The organism is Actinoplanes philippinensis (assembly GCF_900113015.1).
GTDB lineage: Bacteria > Actinomycetota > Actinomycetes > Mycobacteriales > Micromonosporaceae > Actinoplanes > Actinoplanes philippinensis.
This window is the reverse complement of the sequence record NZ_FONV01000010.1, coordinates 38,746-55,508: the sequence shown is the minus strand read 5'-3', so window position 1 is coordinate 55,508 and position 16,763 is coordinate 38,746. Positions and strand designations below refer to the sequence as shown.

Genomic DNA, 16,763 nt, shown 5'->3' with positions numbered 1-16,763 from the left:
CTGCCTGGCTCCCCATGCCCGTGCGCCGTGCCCTCCGAGTGGTGCGGCGCTACTGGCGCGTGCTGGTGCGATATTCGATGCGGTACACGGCGCCGGCCCGCCGGGCCTGGCGCCGATCGCTGCAGTTGCGGGTGGTCACGATCACCCTGCTCGCCTCCAGCCTCCTGGTCGGCACGTTCGGCGCGTTCATCGCCGACCGCAGCGCCGAGATCCTGCTGAGCCGGGCCGACGACGAGGCGCGGTCGGCGCTGAACACGAAGGTGAAATTCGCGTACGACCAGCTCACCCTCTATCCGCAGCCGCGTGACCCGCAGCTGCCGAGGGCGCTCACCGAGCTGGTCGACGATCTCTTCGCCGGCGAGTCCTCGGCTCGCGGCAACACGGTGATCTCGATCCGTGCGGAGGGTTCGCCGGACCTCAAGGCCGTCGTCGTCCCGCCGTCGGTCGACACCAGCGACCTGATCACCCCGGAGATGGTCAAGGCGGTCACCGGCCCGGACGGCGGCGTCAGCAGACAGATCCGGACGACCGAGATCCAGGGCGAGACGATCAAATATCTGGTGTACGGGTCGCCCGTCACCACCCGCTTCGGCCAGGTCGAGCTCTACTACATGGTCCCGCTCACCAGCGAGGACCAGGATGCCAATCTGATGGGCACCACGGTGCTCGCCACCGGCCTGGCCCTGGTCATCCTGCTCGGCGTGGTGGCGGCCCTGGTCACCCGGCTGGTCGTCACCCCGGTCCGGGTGGCCGCGCGGACCGCCCAGCGCCTCTCGGCCGGCCTGCTCGACCAGCGGATGAAGGTCGACGGCGAGGACGACCTGGCCCTGCTGGCGGCCGCGTTCAACCAGATGGCGGCGAACCTGCAACGCCAGATCGTCCGGCTGGAGGAGATGTCGCGGCTGCAGCGCCGGTTCACCTCCGACGTGTCGCACGAGTTGCGGACGCCGCTGACCACCGTGCGGATGGCCGCCGACCTGATCTTCTCCGAGCGTGACGAGTTCGACCCGGCCGTGGCCCGCAGCGCCGAGCTGTTGCAGGCCGAGCTGGACCGCTTCGAGGAACTGCTCACGGACCTGCTGGAGATCAGCCGGTTCGACGCCGGTTTCGCCGCGCTGGACGCCGAGCACACCGACCTGGTCCCGATCGTCGAGCGGGTGTGCGAGCGGCTCACCGGACTGGCCGAGCGGGTCGGTGTGGAGCTGGAGCTGCGCCTGCCGGACACCCCGGTGATCGCCGAGGTCGACCCGCGCCGGGTGGAGCGGGTGCTGCGCAATCTCGTCGGCAACGCCGTCGAGCACGCCGAGGCGAAACCGGTGCAGATCACCATGGCGACCGACGACGCGGCGGTGGCGATCACCGTTCGCGACCACGGGATCGGGCTGAAACCGGGCGAGGAGCGCCTGGTCTTCAACCGGTTCTGGCGGGCCGACCCGTCCCGGGCCCGGCAGACCGGCGGCACCGGCCTCGGGCTGTCCATCAGCGTCGAGGACGCCCGGCTGCACGGCGGCTGGCTGGAGGCGTGGGGCTCGCCCGGCGAGGGCGCCCAGTTCCGGCTGACCCTGCCGACGCGGGCCGGCGACCGGCTGGTGGCCGCGCCGCTGCCGCTGATCCCCCGGGACCGGACAGCGGAGGTGAGCTGATGATCCGACGTGTGCTGGCCTGCACGGCCGCCGCCGCGCTGCTGCTGGCCGGGTGCGGCATCCCCGACGAGTCGGATGTCACGGTGGTCGGCCCCGGGCCCTCCACCGGCACATCCTCCGGCGACAACGGCAGGCGTACACCGATCGCCCGCAACTCGACCAGCGACCGCATCCAGTTCGTCGCCAACTACCTGCGGGCCGCCGCGGGGGAGTATGACGGCGCCCTCGACCGGGTCAAGCAGTTCATGGCGGCGGGCACGCGGGAGAGCTTCAACCCGCCGGCCGCGCCCCGGGTGATCCGCCTGACCGAGAAGCCGCTGATCAACTCGACCGAGGACCGGGTGGTGATCTCGTATCAGCTGCTCGGCACCCTCGGGAAGAACGGGCTGTTGGAGCCGTCCACCGAGCAGGTCGAGGACAAGTACGAGCTGGTCCTCGACGAGGTCGCCGGCGACGGCCTCTACGTGGTTCAGGCGCCGCCGTTCCTGCTGCTCAGCGACACCGCGGTAACCGAGTACTACGAAGAGCGCACGATCTATTTCTGGAACACCGACCAGACCGGCCTGGTCCCGGACGTCCGCTACCTGCTGCGCGAGGTGCCGAAGGAGCAGCAGCCGACGATCATCGTGAACTGGTTGATCGGCGGCCCCGCCCCGTGGCTGCAGGACGCCGTGGAGCCGCTGCCGGACGGCACCAAGCTGGAGAACAAGGTGCCGGCGATCGACAAGGACCGCCTGCAGATCCGGCTGAGCGCGCAGGCGGTGCCGACCGAGAACTCGGTCGAGGAGATGGAACGCCTGCGGATGCAACTGCAGTGGTCCCTGCGGAGCCTGCTGCCGGAGTATCTGGATCTCACCGTCGGTCACGAGCAGCCGCGCAGCTACTCCGGTGAGGACTTCTACGGCAGCAACCCGGCGTCCCAGTTGCTGCCCGACCCGGAGCGGTTCGTGATCTACGACCACACCGTCCGGCGCCTGTCCGAGGCGTCCCGGCCCACCTCCGACTTCGTGCCGGGCATCGCACCGGACGACAACAAGGACGTCTCGCGGGCGGCCCTGACCACCTCCAGCACGGCCGTCTTCGCCGCCCTGGTGACCGGCTCCGGCAAGAACGAGCGGCTGCGGGTGGGCAGCGCGGCCGACAGCAACCAGATCGCCCTCAAGGAGATCTCCGGTATCCCCACCGGCATGGGCCATCCGACCTGGGCCGTCACCCCGGACAACGACGCGGCCGGCGCGGTCGGTCTGATCATCGCGGGTGGGCGGCTCTGGCGGTTCCGGGCGCAGGGCGGCCCGGCGCAGGAGGTCTCCTCACCCGGTACGGCCGGGCAGATCACCGCGATCACGGTGGCCCCCGACGGTCACCGGGTGGCGCTGGTGGTCGGCGGGCGTCTCTACCGGGCGGTGCTCAATCTCAGCGCCGACGGCCAGGCACTCACCGGGCTGCAGCAGGTCTTCTCGCCGCTCACCTCGGTCACCGCGGTGGACTTCAGCGGCGAGGGCTGGCTCGCCGTGGCCGGTGCGAGTCGCGACGACGGCCGGACGTCGATGATCTACACGTCGATCGACGGGGTCCTGCAGTCGCCGGTGCTGCCCGACATGGGCAACCAGGTGGTCACCTACCTCACCTCGTACCCGGCGAACCCGCTGAAGCAGAGAAACAGCGTCGGCTCGGTCCTCTACTCCACCTCCAACGGCAAGAACGCCTTCGAGGCGCTGTCGTCGGCCGTGCAGATCACCGCGAAGGACCTGGCCGGCCCGAGCGGCGAGCCCCGGCCGGACGTGGTGCCCGAGGCGCCGTTCTTCCTCGACTGAGACTCTGACATGGTGCTCGCCGAACTCGCCGACCTCGTGCTGCCCGCCGCGTGCGCGGGGTGCGGGGCGGAACGGGTGCGCCTCAGCTACGGGGCCTGTGCGGACTGTGTGACGGCGCTGGAGTCGCTGCGGCCGCGGGCTGCCGTGCCGAGCCCGCCACCGGCCGGGTTTCCGGACTGTGTGGCGGTCGGGGCGTACTCCGGGCCGTTGCGGGGCGCGCTCCTGGCGTACAAGGAGAAGGGTCGTCATCGCCTCGCCCGGCCGCTCGGGATGCTGCTCGCCGGCGCGGTGTCGGCGCTGGCGCCGCGGGATCGGCAGGTGACGCTGGTGCCGGTCCCGTCGACGGCGGCGGCGCGGCGCGAGCGCTACGGCGACCACATGGCGCGTCTCGCCGATCACGCGGCGCGGCGGTTGCGAGCCGCCGGATACCGGGTGAACGTCGTGCAGCCACTGCGTGCACTGCCCCGCCCTGACTCAACGTCACTGGAAGCATCCGAACGGGCGACTGTAGCTGTCAATTCGCTGCGAATGATGCCTCGAATGAGCAATCCCCTACGCGACGGAAGATCCCGAGGCACGCTTGTGGTGGCGGATGACATCGTCACCACCGGCGCCACCTTGGCGGCGGTGACACGCCGGCTCGAGGAGGCGGACATGCAGGTCACAGGTGCCGCGGTGCTAGCAGCGACCGAGTTGCGCAAGATCCGCCCCGGCATTTGTCTGTGATCGTGTCCGGACCGGCCGATAGAGGCCAATGTCAGTCTTCAGGTATCCCAAACGAGGGGTGACTGGCGGGCATAGGCGGGTTAGCGTCTAGGTGACGAGGGTAAGCGCGCAGACTTACCCGCCACCGGGAGCGCCGCAGCCGCACCGGAAAGGAGTCGTCTCACTCTCATGAGCCGCGTCCAGTAGTTGATCATGACGCGGTGTTTTCACCCAGTAGCCGGGCTGAGCCGCGAATCGGCGCCCGCAAGCACAACGTTGGGGGAGGTCACGAGTGGACATTGTCGTCAAGGGCCGCAACGTAGAGGTTCCCGACCACTATCGAGAGCATGTCGCCGACAAGCTGAGCAAGGTCGAGCGTTACGACCAGAAGCTGATGAGGGCGGACGTGGAGCTCTTCCACGAACGCAACCCGCGACAGTCCGACACCTGCCAGCGTGTCGAGATCACGGTCATGACCAAGGGGCCGGTGGTACGCGCCGAAGCCCAGGCACAGGATTTCTACGCAGCCCTGGACTGCGCCATCAACAAACTCGACGCCCGGCTACGCCGCTCCGCCGACCGGCGCCGGGTGCATCGCGGACGGCACGCGCCGGTCTCCGTCGCCGCGGCCACCGCCAACCTCCCCACCGACCTGACGCACGGTCGGACCGCGACGCTGACCGAGCCGGTCCTCGACACCGAGCCGACCGAGCACGACGAGGACCAGCCGTGGCGCATCGTGCGGGAGAAGGAGCACTCGGCCGAGCCGATGACCGTCGACGACGCTCTCTTTCAGATGGAGCTCGTCGGCCACGACTTCTACCTTTTCCATGACAAGGACAGCGGCCGGCCCAGTGTGGTCTACCGCCGCCGTGGCTACGACTACGGCATCCTCAGCCTAGGCATGTGAGGCGTTCCCGCCGGAGGCCTGTGCGAGCAGGTCTCCGGCGAGGAGCACGAACTGGACATCGTCGATGCGCGTGCCGTCCGGCCCGGGCAGGCGCGAGCGCAGGTATGCCTCCCGGGTGAAGCCGGCTTTCTCCAGCACCCGCTGGGAGCCGGTGTTCGTCGGCAACGTCCCGGCGATCAGACGGGCGATGCCCGTCTCGGCGAAGACCCAGAGAGCGAGCAGTTGCGCGGCGCGCGAGGCGAAACCCCTTCCCCGGTACGCCGGGAGCACGCTGTACCCGATCATCGCCTGACCGGTGGGCGGCTCCTGGTAATACAGGCCGATCTCGCCGGCCCGTGCCCCGGTCGCGGAGTCGAGGATGACCAGGTCGGCGCGGCTGCCCGCCAGCCAGTGCGCCCCGGCGCGCAGGCATCGCCGGCGGATCTCGGCTGCGGGCCTCGGCTCGGGCGGCACGCTGGTGGCGATCACGTCCGGAAGGTCGTGCAACTCGGTGTAGAAGTCGACGTCCGTCTCGTCGAGCGGGCGCAACGAGATCACGCCGTCGGACAGCTCGCCGCCGGGCAGGTCGGGCAGCAGCCGCGGCGCCGGGCCCTCCGGGTCGTCCGCCAGCCGGGAGAAGACCAGCAGCTCGGGATCACCACGGCGGACCGCCTCGCGGGTGTAACCGGCGCCCAGGGCGACCCGCTGGGCCGCCGTGTTCTCCCAGCCGATCCGCATCTCCAGCCGGGCGCGCCGGGCCAGCAGCGCGCGGCTGAACTCACGCACGGCGGTGGTCGCCACACCCCGGCCCCGGTGCTCCGGCGCCACCTCGAAGGTGAGGATCCCGTGCTCGAGCCCGATCCGGCCGAGAGCCGCCCCGGTCTGCTCGTCGACGATCGTGTCGCCCCGGAAGCGGACTCCGCTGCCGGCGCCCGCGTCCTCGAGCCGTACTTCGGTGTTCTGATCCACGTGGCCATCCTCTCCGGGACGCGCCCGGCCGCCAAACACGTTTCCGATGCGTCGGAGACTGCGCTGTCAGCGAACTTCATGGAATCTTTCGCCCTGTTTGCGAGTTTCCCCGGAGGCCAGGGTCACAGGTACCGGGCGAAGGTGCCTACGATGGTTCGGCAGACTGTCTAGGGGAGCGTTGACCCGTGTCGATTTTGGAAAAGATTCTTCGCGCCGGCGAAGGCCGCATGGTGCGACGGCTCAAGGCGATCGCGGACGCGGTCAACTCGATCGAGGACGACTACGTCGATCTCACCGATGACGAGTTGCGCGACTGCACCCAGCAGTTCAAGGAGCGCTACGAGGAGGGTGAGTCCCTCGACTCGCTGCTCCCCGAGGCCTTCGCGGTGGCCCGCGAGGGTGCGAAGCGGGTCCTCGGCCAGCGGGCGTATGACGTCCAGCTGATGGGTGGCGCCGCCCTGCACTTCGGCAACATCCCGGAGATGAAGACCGGTGAGGGCAAGACCCTGACCGGTGTGTTCCCGGCCTACCTCAACGCGTTGAGCGGCAAGGGCGTGCACATCATCACGGTCAACGACTACCTGGCCCAGCGTGACGCCGAGTGGGTCGGCCGGGTGCACGTGTTCCTCGGCCTCACCGTCGGCGTGATCCTGCCGAACCGGCCGGCCGCCGAGCACCGCGCCGCCTACCAGTGCGACATCACGTACGGGACGAACAACGAGTTCGGCTTCGACTACCTGCGCGACAACATGGCGTGGTCGAAGGACGAGCGGGTGCAGCGCGGGCACAACTTCGCGATCGTCGACGAGGTCGACTCGATCCTGATCGACGAAGCCCGTACCCCGTTGATCATCTCCGGCCCGGCCGAGCACTCGCAGCGGTGGTATGGCGAGTTCGCCCAGATCGTGGCCCGCCTCCAGCCCGGCAAGGACGGCGAGGGCGACTACGAGGTCGACGTGGCCAAGCGGACCATCGCGGTCACCGAGCGCGGCGTCGCCAAGGTCGAGGACCGGATCGGCATCGAAAACCTGTACGAGTCGGTCAACACGCCGCTCGTGGGGTACCTGAACAACGCGATCAAGGCCAAGGAGCTCTACAAGCGCGACAAGGATTACATCGTCAGCCCCGAGGGCGAGGTCCTGATCGTCGACGAGTTCACCGGCCGCATCCTGCACGGCCGCCGCTACAACGAGGGCATGCACCAGGCCATCGAGGCGAAAGAGGGGGTGGAGGTCAAGCAGGAGAACCAGACCCTCGCGACCGTCACCCTGCAGAACTACTTCCGCCTCTACGAGAAGCTCGGCGGCATGACCGGTACGGCACAGACCGAGGCCGGCGAGTTCAACAGCGTCTACAAGGTCGGCGTCGTGACCATCCCGACCCACCGGCCGATGATCCGGATCGACCACCCGGACGTCATCTACAAGACCGAGAAGGCCAAGTTCAACGCGGTCATCGAGGACATCGCCGAGCGGCACGCGACCGGCCAGCCGGTCCTCGTCGGCACCGTCTCCGTGGAGAACTCGGAGATCCTCTCCCAGCTGCTGCGCCGCCGCGGCATCCCGCACAGCGTGCTGAACGCGAAGTTCCACGCGCAGGAGGCCACGATCATCGCGCAGGCCGGCCGGAAGGGCGCGGTCACCGTGGCCACCAACATGGCCGGTCGTGGCACCGACATCCTGCTCGGCGGCAACCCCGACTTCACCGCCGCGGCCGAGCTGCGCCAGCGTGGCCTCGACCCGGTGGAGAGCCCGGAGGAGTATGCGAAGGCGCTCGAGGAGATCCTCCCGATCGTCAAGCAGGCCACCGAGGCCGAGGCCGCCGAGGTGCAGGCCGCCGGTGGTCTCTACGTGCTCGGCACCGAGCGCCACGACTCCCGCCGCATCGACAACCAGCTGCGCGGCCGCTCCGGCCGGCAGGGCGACCCGGGCGAGTCCCGGTTCTACCTGTCGCTTCAGGACGACCTGATGAAGCGGTTCCGGGCGGGCGCCGTCGAGGCGGTCATGGAGCGCTTCAACATCCCCGAGGACGTTCCCATCGAGTCGAAGATGGTGAGCAAGCAGATCCGCAACGCGCAGACCCAGATCGAGGCGCAGAACGCGGAGATCCGCAAGAACGTCCTCAAGTACGACGAGGTCATGAACAAGCAGCGGCAGGTCGTCTACGCCGAGCGCAAGCGCGTGCTCGACGGCGAGGACATGCACGACCAGGTCACCCACATGATCGACGACGTGGTTGCCGACTACGTGAACGCCGCGACCGCCGACGGCTTCGCCGAGGACTGGGACCTCGACGACCTGTGGACCAACCTCAAGCGCCTCTACCCGATCACCCTCACCATCGAGGACATCGTCGAGGAGTCCGGCGGCGAGCGGAACACGCTCGACCAGGAGTACCTGCTGGAGCAGCTGAAGCAGGACGCGCAGGCCGCGTACCAGGCCCGCGAGGAGGAGCTCGGCTCCGAGGCGATCCGTGAGCTGGAGCGTCAGGTGCTGCTCGCAGTGATCGACCGCAAGTGGCGTGAGCACCTCTACGAGATGGACTACCTGCAGGAGGGCATCTCCCTGCGGGCCTACGCGCAGCGCGACCCGGTCGTGGAGTACCAGCGCGAGGGCTTCGACATGTTCAACCAGATGATGGAGGGCATCAAGGAGGAGGCGGTCGGTCTCGTCTTCAACCTGGAGGTCCAGGTCGAGGAGGCGCCGCCGGTCACCCTCGACACCAGCCAGGCCTTCGAGCTGCCCAAGGTCGGCGAGGTGCCGGACGACGACGAGCCCGAGCGGGTCGAGGTGCACGCCAAGGGCCTCAACACGCCGAGCCGCCCGCAGAACCTGCAGTACACGGCGCCGACCATCGACGGCGAGGCCGGCCCGGGCCGCCCGCAGTCCCAGCCGGAGCCGCCGGTCGCCATCGGCCCGGGTGGTTCTCCCGTCCCGGCGAGCCCGGCCCACACCACGGCCCGCGCGGCGTCGAGCCGCTCGTCCTCCGGCCAGTCCGAGTCGAACGGGCCGTCGCGCAACGCGCCGTGCTACTGCGGCTCGGGCAAGAAGTACAAGCGCTGCCACGGAGCGCCCGGGGCGGTCTGACCTCTCCAGCTAAAACGGCCCGCGCGGCCCGGCTTCGGCCGGTGCCGGGCGGGCCGTTCGCTTTCCCGTCCCGAGCCCACGGCCGTCACCGGCCGCGTGCCGCTTCCAGCGCCCATCACCCGGCGCTTGCGGCCGTCGTCCCTTGACCGCTGTGGGCCGTCACCGATCGCCCGCCGCCTGCCGTTCGTCGTCACCACGCGCCGCCGCACGACGATTGTCGCCGTCTTCCGTCGGCCGCCGTCTGCCGATTGCCGCCGTTCTCCGTCGGCGGTCCTCTTCCGTCGGCGGTCGTTCTCCGTCGGCGGTCGTCTTCCGCTGGCCGCCGTCTGCCGACTGCGGCCGTTCTCCGTCGGCGGCCGTCTACCGATTGCCGCCGTCTTACCGCTGGCCGCCGTCCTACTGCCGGCCGCCGTCCGACGGTGGCCGAGTGGCTTGTCGGACGGCGGGTGGCAGGGTCGTGTGTGTCTTCAGGACGGGGCCGGTCAGATGATCACCAGGTCGGTTGCCGACCAGTTCTGCTGGTGCAACTCCAGGCGGAACGCCATCGCCCAGGTCCGGTCGCCGGTTACCAGCGTCACCGCTGCCTCGACCGCGCCGGTGCGGGGCTCGCACAGCACCACCTTGATCACGCCGACCGGGGGCCGCCGCGCCGTCGGCTGACGCGCTCGCCGTAGGTCGGCGGCCCGGCGTGCTCCGGTGAGGCCCTGGGCGACCACTTCGGCCGCCCGTGACGGCAGCGCCAGCCGCCGGAGGTGGGCGGCCGGCCGGAATCCGTTGAGGACCTCGACGCAGAGCCGCACGAATCGGCGGACCGCGAGCTTGGCGTCGCCGGACGCCCCGGCCACGACCGGTGGCTCGACCACGGGCGGCGGCGCCGATGGGCTCTCGGCCGGCCACTCCAGCGTCAGCTGCCGCGACGACGTCCACACCTGAGGCGTCGCCTCGTCGTCGAACGGGGGTTCATACCGGGGAACCGGGCGCAGGCGGATCGCCGCCCGTGACCCGGTGGGTGTTTCGACCGCCGAGCGCATCGCCACCGCCAATTCTTGCGTTTGCCTCCGTTTGCTTTCGATAGCTTCGAGTCTTGCTCACGCTCGATCGCCCCGACAAGCGCTACTCATCGATCCGGGAAGAGGCGCAAAAGCCGCTGAAAGGTCAATCCGCCTCGCGCTCGGCCAGCGGGTTCTCCCGGACCCACGCCGCGGTCTCGGCATACTTGCCCGCGATGTACTCCTCCAGCTTGGCCCGCTCGACACGCCACTGACCGCGGCCACCGATCTTGATCGCGGGCAGCTCGCCGCTGCGGACCATGTGGTAGACCTGCGAATCCGAGACGTTGAGCTCGGCCGCCACGTCGGACAGCAGGAGGAAACGAGGCTCGGACACGGCAATCTCCTATCGACAGCCTCAGTTTGCCACCGTTTGCCGTCACCACTCATCCCGTGCCGCGGGGAGGACCGCAGCTCCTAGGAGGCATCCGCGGTGTCGCCGCCGGACCGGGGCGGTCAAACCTGGAGGGCGGAGCTTCGGGCCAGCCCGGGATTTCCCCAGACCCGAGCGGGAGGGCGGAGCTTCGCGTCGGCTCGGGATCGGTCCCAACCGGGGTGGGCGGGGCTTCGGATGGGCCGGGGATCGGTCCCTGTCCCGAGCGGATGGGTGGGGCTTGGGGTTGGTCCGGGCCTCGACCGGGGTGGGTGGGCTTCGGGTGGGCTTGGGGTCGGTCGCGGCGACGAGCTGATGGGTGGGGCTTGGGGTTGGTCCCGGCCTCGACCGGGGTGGGCGGGCTTCGGGTGGGCTCGGGGTCGGTCCCGGTGACGAGCTGATGGGTGGGGCTTGGGGTTGGTCCCGGCCTCGACCGGGGTGGGCGGGCTTCGGTGGGCTCGGGGTCGGTCCCGGCCCCGTGTTGGTGAGCGGGCCTGCGGGTCGGCGTGGGATCGGTGCGGCCCCGAGCCGCCCCGATTCGGAGACGCCTGGTGGAATGGTGCACTCGGCGGACCGTGTGGACGGTGTACTGTCCGGGACCGCTGAACGTGCCTGCGCAGGAGGAAGACGTGCCGATCACCGATCTGGTCCGGGTTTATGTGCCGGCCACCCTGCCGATGCTCGCCGCGCTGCGGGCCGACGGGCGGCTCGGCGACCAGGCGACGATCGCGCATGCGGTGACGCCCGCGCTCCGCGAGTGGTATGCGGAGGGCGACGAGGAGGAGTTGGAGTACGTCGCCTTCACCCGGGCCGCGCAGGGTGCCCTGCAACTGCTCCGGCACGATCCGGCCGCGCCGCGCCGCCGGGTCGTGGTGTCGGCCGATGTGCCCGCCGCCAGTCTGATCCGGGAGGACACCGAGCTGGGGTCGAGCACGGTCCGGCTCCCGCAGGCGGTGCGGCTGTCCGAGCTGGCCAGCATCCACGTCGACGGCGCGGACGCCGAGGAGGCGGTGGGGGAGGCCGCCGAGGTGATCGAGGAGGCGCTCGCGGGCGACCCGGACGCCCAGTTCACCGTCGACGGCGCCGAGGATCACGAGCTGGAGTGGTACGCCGTTTCCGAGCTCGACGAGCTGCTCTGACAGTGTGATCGGCAGGCGGCCCGCATGATCGGGCCGCGCTCTCTAACTCCGCGGCTCAGCCGCGGCTCCGTTGGTCTCGTGCGTCTCGGACTTGGCAGGGGAGGCGACGGCCTCACCCGTCGCCCCGATGCCGCCGCCCTCACCCGGCGCCTTGGTGCCGGCCTTACCCGTCGCCTCGATGCCGCCCTTACCCGGTGCCTTGGTGCCGGCTTTACCCGTCGCCTCGATGCCGCCCTTACCCGGTGCCTCGGTGCCGGCGTCACCCGTCGCCTCGATGCCGGCGTCGGTTTCGGCGCCGACCCGAGAGCCGGCCTCGTCGTCGGCCTCGTCGTCAGATGAGCCGAGCGTCCGGCCGACCGCGAAGATCGCGGTCAGGGCGCCGACGAAGAGCACGATCAGCGCGTTGTTGAGGCGCGCCGTGCTGAGCAGTTGCTGAACGGTCCGTTCCAGCTCGCTGACCTTCCCGGCCAGCTCCAGCACCTTTGCGCCGGCGGTGCGGGACAGCAGCTCGCCGATCACGAGGAGCAGGCCGGGTCCGGCGCCGGCCAGCGCATACATGGGCCAGCGAAGCCCGGTGGAGGGGGCGTCGCGCCGCCCGGCCCGGCGCAGCAGGTGGTAGGAGATGAGGCCGGCGGCCAGGCCACTGAGGGCGGCCTGACTGTACGAGAACCACTGTGCCGCGTTGGCCGACGACGCGGTGTCGCCGGCTCCGAAGGCGTTGAGCACCGGCTCCTGGAAGTAGTTGAGCACGAAGCCGATCAGGAAGACGCCGATCGACGCCGCCGCGGCCGCCGCGACCACCCGGGGGATCCGCAGTCCGGCCAGTGCGCCGCCGATGGTCGCCGCCGCCGCGACGGTGCCGCCGACCGCGGCGTAGATGGTGCCGAGCGTGTTGATCGTGATGATCGGGATGGCGCTGACCACGCCGACGAGCAGCCCGGTCCCGGTGGCGACGGCGAACCGGGCGGTCGCCCCGAGCGTCCACCGCCGGCCGGCCAGGCTGAGCGCCAGGAGGGCCACGGCCGCGCCGGCGATCAGGTCGGCGGAGACGGCGCCGGGCAGTGCGTACGCCGTGGAGGTCACCTCCATCGCGGCATCCGCCCGGCTGGTGATGCTGGCCCGGGCCGACCAGAGCATCGCGGTGGTCCACCCCACGGCGGCGACCGCGAGCAGCGCCACGGTGAGCGGGGACTCCTCGAGGGTCGGCTCCGGGGCGGTCTGGCGGTCTGTCATGGGGCTCAGGGTATCCGGCTCGTTCGCGTACCCCCGACCGGCCGTCCGGTGAGGTGCGACGATGGACTGTTGCCCCGCCGGTGGAGCGTGGCGCAATTCGCACATGGGGAGACGATGGCCGCTAAGTGCTGATTGTCTGGTTTTGCATGGCGAATCGCGGGTTTTCGCGAAGTTCCTGCCCGCAACGGGACGTCTGACCGTTTGTCTGCGCCATATTACCTGGTCAACGCGCTTTACAAGGCCGAAACGCCCGATCCGCACGCTCGTTGTCGGACTGTCTGTGCGGGACAGTCGTTTGTGGAGGCGCAAACTGGACGGATCGGGCTAAATCCTGGACGGCGGCGCGACAAAGTGGCAGCTTATTAGGCATGCCCGACTTCCAAATCAATCCGACGGCGGCTGCCCTTCTCGGCCTCCTCCATGAGGGGGCGATGACCGGCGGTCAGCTGATGGCGGCTGCCGAACGCCGCCTCGGGCCCTACTGGTCGATGACGCGGAGCCAGGTCTACCGCGAACTGCCCGTACTGGCCGAAATGGGGTACGTCCGCCTCGGTAAGCCGGGCCCTCGATCCAGTCAGCCCTACGCGATCACCGCGTCCGGAAAACGCGCCTTCACCCGATGGCTCGCCGAGTCGCCGGGCCGGGACGCGCTGCGCAACCCGGTCGCTCTCCGGGTCGCCTTCGGCCAGCAGCACACCGGCGACCAGTTGCAGACCCTCTACACCCATGCCAACCAGTACCACTCGGAAGCCATGGCGATGGCGAAGGAGCAGGCCAAGGAGGCCAAGAAGAACGGCGACCCGTTCGGCGCGGCGGCGCTGGAGTTCGCGGTCGCCTATCACAAGGCCGCTCTCACCTGGCTCAAAGCCGCTCCGACGAGTTGAACGGACCGCCCCGGCCAGCAATCTGGCCGGGCGGCGTAGTCTTGAGTGTCGTGACCGCTGCCGACTTTCCCGAGCAACTGAAGGCCCTCGACGCGACCCTGCGCAACATCGAGAACGTCCTGGACGTCGACAAGCTGCGGCGGGACAAGGCGGACCTCGAGGAGCAGGCCTCCGCCCCGGACCTCTGGGACGACCAGGCCCGCGCACAGGAGGTCAACAGTCGTCTGGCGTACATCTCCGGTGAGATCTCCAAGCTGGAGCGCCTGCGCTCCCGCCTCGACGACGCCGGGGTGCTTCTCGAGCTGGCCGAGGCCGAGGGTGACGCCGGCTCGATCGCCGAGGTCGGCGACGAGCTCGCCGCCCTGAGCAAGTCGGTCGAGGAGATGGAGGTCCGCACCCTTCTCTCCGGGGAGTACGACTCTCGTGAGGCGCTCGTGGCGATCCGGGCGGGCGCCGGTGGCGTGGACGCCGCCGACTTCGCCGAGATGCTGATGCGGATGTACCTGCGCTGGGCCGAGCGGCACGGTTACCCGACCGAGGTCTACGACACCTCGTATGCGGAGGAGGCCGGCCTCAAGTCGGCGACGTTCACGGTCAAGGTGCCGTATGCCTACGGCACCCTCGGCGTCGAGTCGGGCACCCACCGGCTGGTCCGGATCAGCCCGTTCGACAACCAGGGCCGCCGCCAGACCAGCTTCGCCAGCGTCGAGGTGATGCCGGTGGTGGAGCAGACCGATCACATCGACATTCCGGAGAACGAGATCCGGGTCGACGTCTACCGCTCGTCCGGTCCGGGCGGGCAGAGCGTCAACACCACCGACTCGGCGGTCCGGCTGACCCACATCCCGACGGGTGTGGTGGCCTCCTGTCAGAACGAGAAGTCGCAGCTGCAGAACAAGGCGGCCGCGATGCGCGTGCTCCAGGCCCGGCTGCTGGAGCGCAAGCGGCAGGAGGAGGCGGCCAAGATGGCGGATCTCCGGCAGGACACCACCGGCTCGTGGGGGGACCAGATGCGTTCGTACGTCCTCCACCCGTACCAAATGGTGAAGGATTTGCGCACCGAGTTCGAGACCGGTAACCCTTCGTCGGTCTTCGACGGCGATGTGGACGGCTTCATCGAGGCAGGCATCCGCTGGCGCAAGCAGAACGAGATCGCCGGCTGATCGAGCCGGTGACGGAGCGCGACCCGTCCTGAACGGTGAGTCAGGCCGGGACGCGCTCGAATATGGTGTTACCGCAGCTCGTGAATATTCCCGGCCCCGGCGGGCTTGGCGTTTTCGTTACACCGCGTAGACTCCAGTCCCGTGATTCAGCTCGAGAACGTGACGAAGACGTATCCGAAGGCGTCTCGGCCGTCGTTGGACAATGTCAGCGTCGGGATCGAGAAGGGTGAGTTCGTCTTCTTCATCGGCCCCTCCGGTTCCGGCAAGTCGACGATCATCAAGCTGCTGCTGCACGAGGTCGCCCCGACCCGTGGCAAGGTGGTGGTGAATCAGAAGGACGTGACCACGCTCCGGTCCTGGAAGGTTCCCCACTTCCGGCGCTCGATCGGCTGCGTGTTCCAGGACTTCCGGCTCCTGCCGAACCGTACGGCGTACGAGAATGTCGCCTTCGCCCTCGAGGTGATCGGCAAGACCAAGGCCGTCGCCCGGCGCGTCGTGCCCGAGGTGCTGGAGCTGGTCGGCCTGGGTGGCAAGGAGCACCGCTACCCGCACGAGCTCTCCGGTGGTGAGCAGCAGCGTGTCGCGGTGGCCCGGGCCTTCGTGAACCGCCCGCTGATCCTGCTGGCCGACGAGCCGACGGGTAACCTCGACCCGGACACGTCCATCGAGATCATGCGCCTGCTGGACCGGATCAACCGGACCGGCACGACCGTCGTGATGGTCACGCACGACTCCAACATCGTCAACCAGATGCGCCGCCGGGTCATCGAGATCGAGAGCGGACGGATCGTCCGTGACCAGGCGCGCGGTGTCTACGGGTAGGCCCGGCTCCGCCCTCGTAACGAAAGCTGAAGCTGTGACACGCGGAGTCCTGGAAGGATCCCCCCGATGCGCGTGAAGTACGTACTCAACGAGGTCCTGGTGGGCCTGTGGCGAAACGTCACGATGACGATCGCCATGATCATCACCATGTCGGTCTCGTTGAGCATGCTGGGCGCCAGCGTGCTTCTGTACATGCAGGTCGACCAGATGAAGGACTACTACTACGGGAACATCCAGGTCTCCATCTTCCTGACCGAGGACATCACCGACGGTCAGAAGGAAGCCATCGATCAGGCGATCACCAGCAGCGACCTGGTCAAGGACAAGAAGTACGAGACCAAGGAGGACGCGCTCAAGCGCTTCCAGCAGCTGTGGGCCGACACCCCGGACTTCGTGAACGCGATCAACGCGGACAGCCTGCCGGAGTCGTACCGGGTGACGCTCAAGAATCCCGAGCAGTACAAGGCCTTCGCCGACGGGCTTCAAGGACTGGCCGGGATCCGGCAGATCATCGACCAGAGCGACATCCTCGAAGAGGTCTTCGACATCTTCAACTCGATCCAGCTGGCGTCCTTGATCGTCGCGGGCTTCATGGCGGTGGCCGCCTTGCTCCTCGTGGGTAACACCATCCAGGTCGCGGCATACAGCAAGCGCCGTGAAGTGGCGGTGATGAAGCTCGTAGGAGCCTCGAACTGGTTCATCCAGGCGCCGTTCGTGCTCGAGGCGGTGGTCGCCGGCCTGATCGGCGCGATCCTGGGCTTCGCGGCGCTCTTCATCGCCAAGGTGGTGCTGCTGGACAACAAGCTCCAGGCGCTCACCACGATCCTCACCCCGATCCCGACCGGCAACGTGGTGCTCATGCTGCCGCTTCTGGCCGGTGTGGGCGCTCTGGTCAGCGCGGTCACCGCCTGGATCACCCTGCGCTTCTATCTGAAGGTCTGACCACCCGTTCGTGATAGTGCCGATGGCCGCACCCCTGTCCGGGGTGCGGCCA

The 16,763-nt window shown here is 69.2% G+C and carries 14 protein-coding genes; 10 read left to right on the top strand and 4 right to left on the bottom strand.

Annotated elements, in window-relative coordinates; genetic code table 11:
* Positions 1-14 precede the first annotated feature (14 nt).
* From mtrB to hpf, 4 genes are all read left to right on the top strand, one after another.
* A complete protein-coding gene (mtrB, locus tag BM290_RS26140) occupies positions 15-1,643 on the top strand; it encodes an MtrAB system histidine kinase MtrB (protein ID WP_093618556.1) in 1,629 nt (542 codons plus the stop codon).
* Positions 1,643-3,457: an LpqB family beta-propeller domain-containing protein gene (locus BM290_RS26135; RefSeq protein WP_093618555.1), complete on the top strand. Its 1,815-nt coding sequence runs from the start codon at positions 1,643-1,645 to the stop codon at positions 3,455-3,457. Before mtrB ends, BM290_RS26135 begins: the two co-directional genes overlap by 1 nt.
* A gap of 9 nt (positions 3,458-3,466) precedes the next feature.
* The gene (locus tag BM290_RS26130) at positions 3,467-4,183 is read left to right on the top strand and encodes a ComF family protein (protein ID WP_093618554.1); all 717 of its coding nucleotides are present in this window, start codon (positions 3,467-3,469) and stop codon (positions 4,181-4,183) included.
* 271 nt (positions 4,184-4,454) lie between these two features.
* Positions 4,455-5,072 carry a ribosome hibernation-promoting factor, HPF/YfiA family gene (gene hpf / locus BM290_RS26125; protein WP_093618553.1) on the top strand — a complete coding sequence of 206 codons (618 nt, stop codon included), beginning with the start codon at positions 4,455-4,457 and terminating at the stop codon, positions 5,070-5,072.
* Here hpf and BM290_RS26120 read toward each other — a convergent pair.
* A complete protein-coding gene (locus tag BM290_RS26120; protein ID WP_239143729.1) occupies positions 5,061-6,020 on the bottom strand; it encodes a GNAT family N-acetyltransferase in 960 nt (319 codons plus the stop codon). The two genes, hpf and BM290_RS26120, sit on opposite strands and share 12 nt — an antisense overlap.
* A gap of 185 nt (positions 6,021-6,205) precedes the next feature.
* Here BM290_RS26120 and secA point away from each other — a divergent pair, with 185 nt between their 5' ends.
* A complete protein-coding gene (secA, locus tag BM290_RS26115) occupies positions 6,206-9,106 on the top strand; it encodes a preprotein translocase subunit SecA (RefSeq protein ID WP_093618552.1) in 2,901 nt (966 codons plus the stop codon).
* Between the two features lie 482 nt (positions 9,107-9,588).
* Here the strand turns inward: secA and BM290_RS26110 are convergent, their stop codons facing one another.
* Entirely contained in the window at positions 9,589-10,137 is a 549-nt protein-coding gene (locus tag BM290_RS26110; RefSeq protein ID WP_093618894.1) for an Rv3235 family protein, read from the bottom strand.
* Positions 10,138-10,261: 124 nt separating this feature from the next.
* Entirely contained in the window at positions 10,262-10,492 is a 231-nt protein-coding gene (locus tag BM290_RS26105; protein ID WP_093618551.1) for a helix-turn-helix transcriptional regulator, read from the bottom strand.
* Between the two features lie 671 nt (positions 10,493-11,163).
* Between BM290_RS26105 and BM290_RS26100 the strand changes: the two genes are divergently transcribed.
* On the top strand, positions 11,164-11,667 hold the full coding sequence (locus tag BM290_RS26100; protein ID WP_093618893.1) for a DUF6912 family protein: 504 nt from the start codon (positions 11,164-11,166) through the stop codon (positions 11,665-11,667).
* 42 nt (positions 11,668-11,709) lie between these two features.
* On the opposite strand, the gene BM290_RS26095 is transcribed toward BM290_RS26100, so the two are convergent.
* Positions 11,710-12,900, bottom strand: coding sequence for a hypothetical protein (locus tag BM290_RS26095; RefSeq protein WP_177319914.1), 1,191 nt, complete (start codon positions 12,898-12,900; stop codon positions 11,710-11,712).
* 368 nt (positions 12,901-13,268) lie between these two features.
* Here BM290_RS26095 and BM290_RS26090 point away from each other — a divergent pair, with 368 nt between their 5' ends.
* The 4 genes from BM290_RS26090 to ftsX all read left to right on the top strand — a co-directional run bounded on the left by BM290_RS26090 (position 13,269) and on the right by ftsX (position 16,711).
* A complete protein-coding gene (locus BM290_RS26090) occupies positions 13,269-13,784 on the top strand; it encodes a PadR family transcriptional regulator (RefSeq protein ID WP_093618550.1) in 516 nt (171 codons plus the stop codon).
* Between the two features lie 50 nt (positions 13,785-13,834).
* Positions 13,835-14,947, top strand: coding sequence for a peptide chain release factor 2 (prfB, locus tag BM290_RS26085; RefSeq protein ID WP_093618549.1), 1,113 nt, complete (start codon positions 13,835-13,837; stop codon positions 14,945-14,947).
* 141 nt (positions 14,948-15,088) lie between these two features.
* Positions 15,089-15,769, top strand: coding sequence for a cell division ATP-binding protein FtsE (gene ftsE / locus BM290_RS26080; RefSeq protein WP_093618548.1), 681 nt, complete (start codon positions 15,089-15,091; stop codon positions 15,767-15,769).
* A 66-nt stretch (positions 15,770-15,835) separates the two neighbouring features.
* Complete coding sequence (ftsX, locus tag BM290_RS26075; RefSeq protein WP_093618547.1) at positions 15,836-16,711, top strand: permease-like cell division protein FtsX; 876 nt, start codon at positions 15,836-15,838, stop codon at positions 16,709-16,711.
* Positions 16,712-16,763: the final 52 nt, after the last annotated feature.

Bases quoted from the DNA above. Each gene is read 5' to 3' on its own strand.
- mtrB (WP_093618556.1), top strand. From the start codon at position 15: ATGCCCGTGCGCCGTGCCCTCCGAGTGGTGCGGCGCTACTGGCGCGTG.
- BM290_RS26135 (WP_093618555.1), top strand. From the start codon at position 1,643: ATGATCCGACGTGTGCTGGCCTGCACGGCCGCCGCCGCGCTGCTGCTG.
- BM290_RS26130 (WP_093618554.1), top strand. From the start codon at position 3,467: ATGGTGCTCGCCGAACTCGCCGACCTCGTGCTGCCCGCCGCGTGCGCG.
- BM290_RS26110 (WP_093618894.1), bottom strand. From the start codon at position 10,137: ATGCGCTCGGCGGTCGAAACACCCACCGGGTCACGGGCGGCGATCCGC.
- BM290_RS26095 (WP_177319914.1), bottom strand. From the start codon at position 12,900: ATGACAGACCGCCAGACCGCCCCGGAGCCGACCCTCGAGGAGTCCCCG.
- BM290_RS26090 (WP_093618550.1), top strand. From the start codon at position 13,269: ATGCCCGACTTCCAAATCAATCCGACGGCGGCTGCCCTTCTCGGCCTC.
- ftsX (WP_093618547.1), top strand. From the start codon at position 15,836: ATGCGCGTGAAGTACGTACTCAACGAGGTCCTGGTGGGCCTGTGGCGA.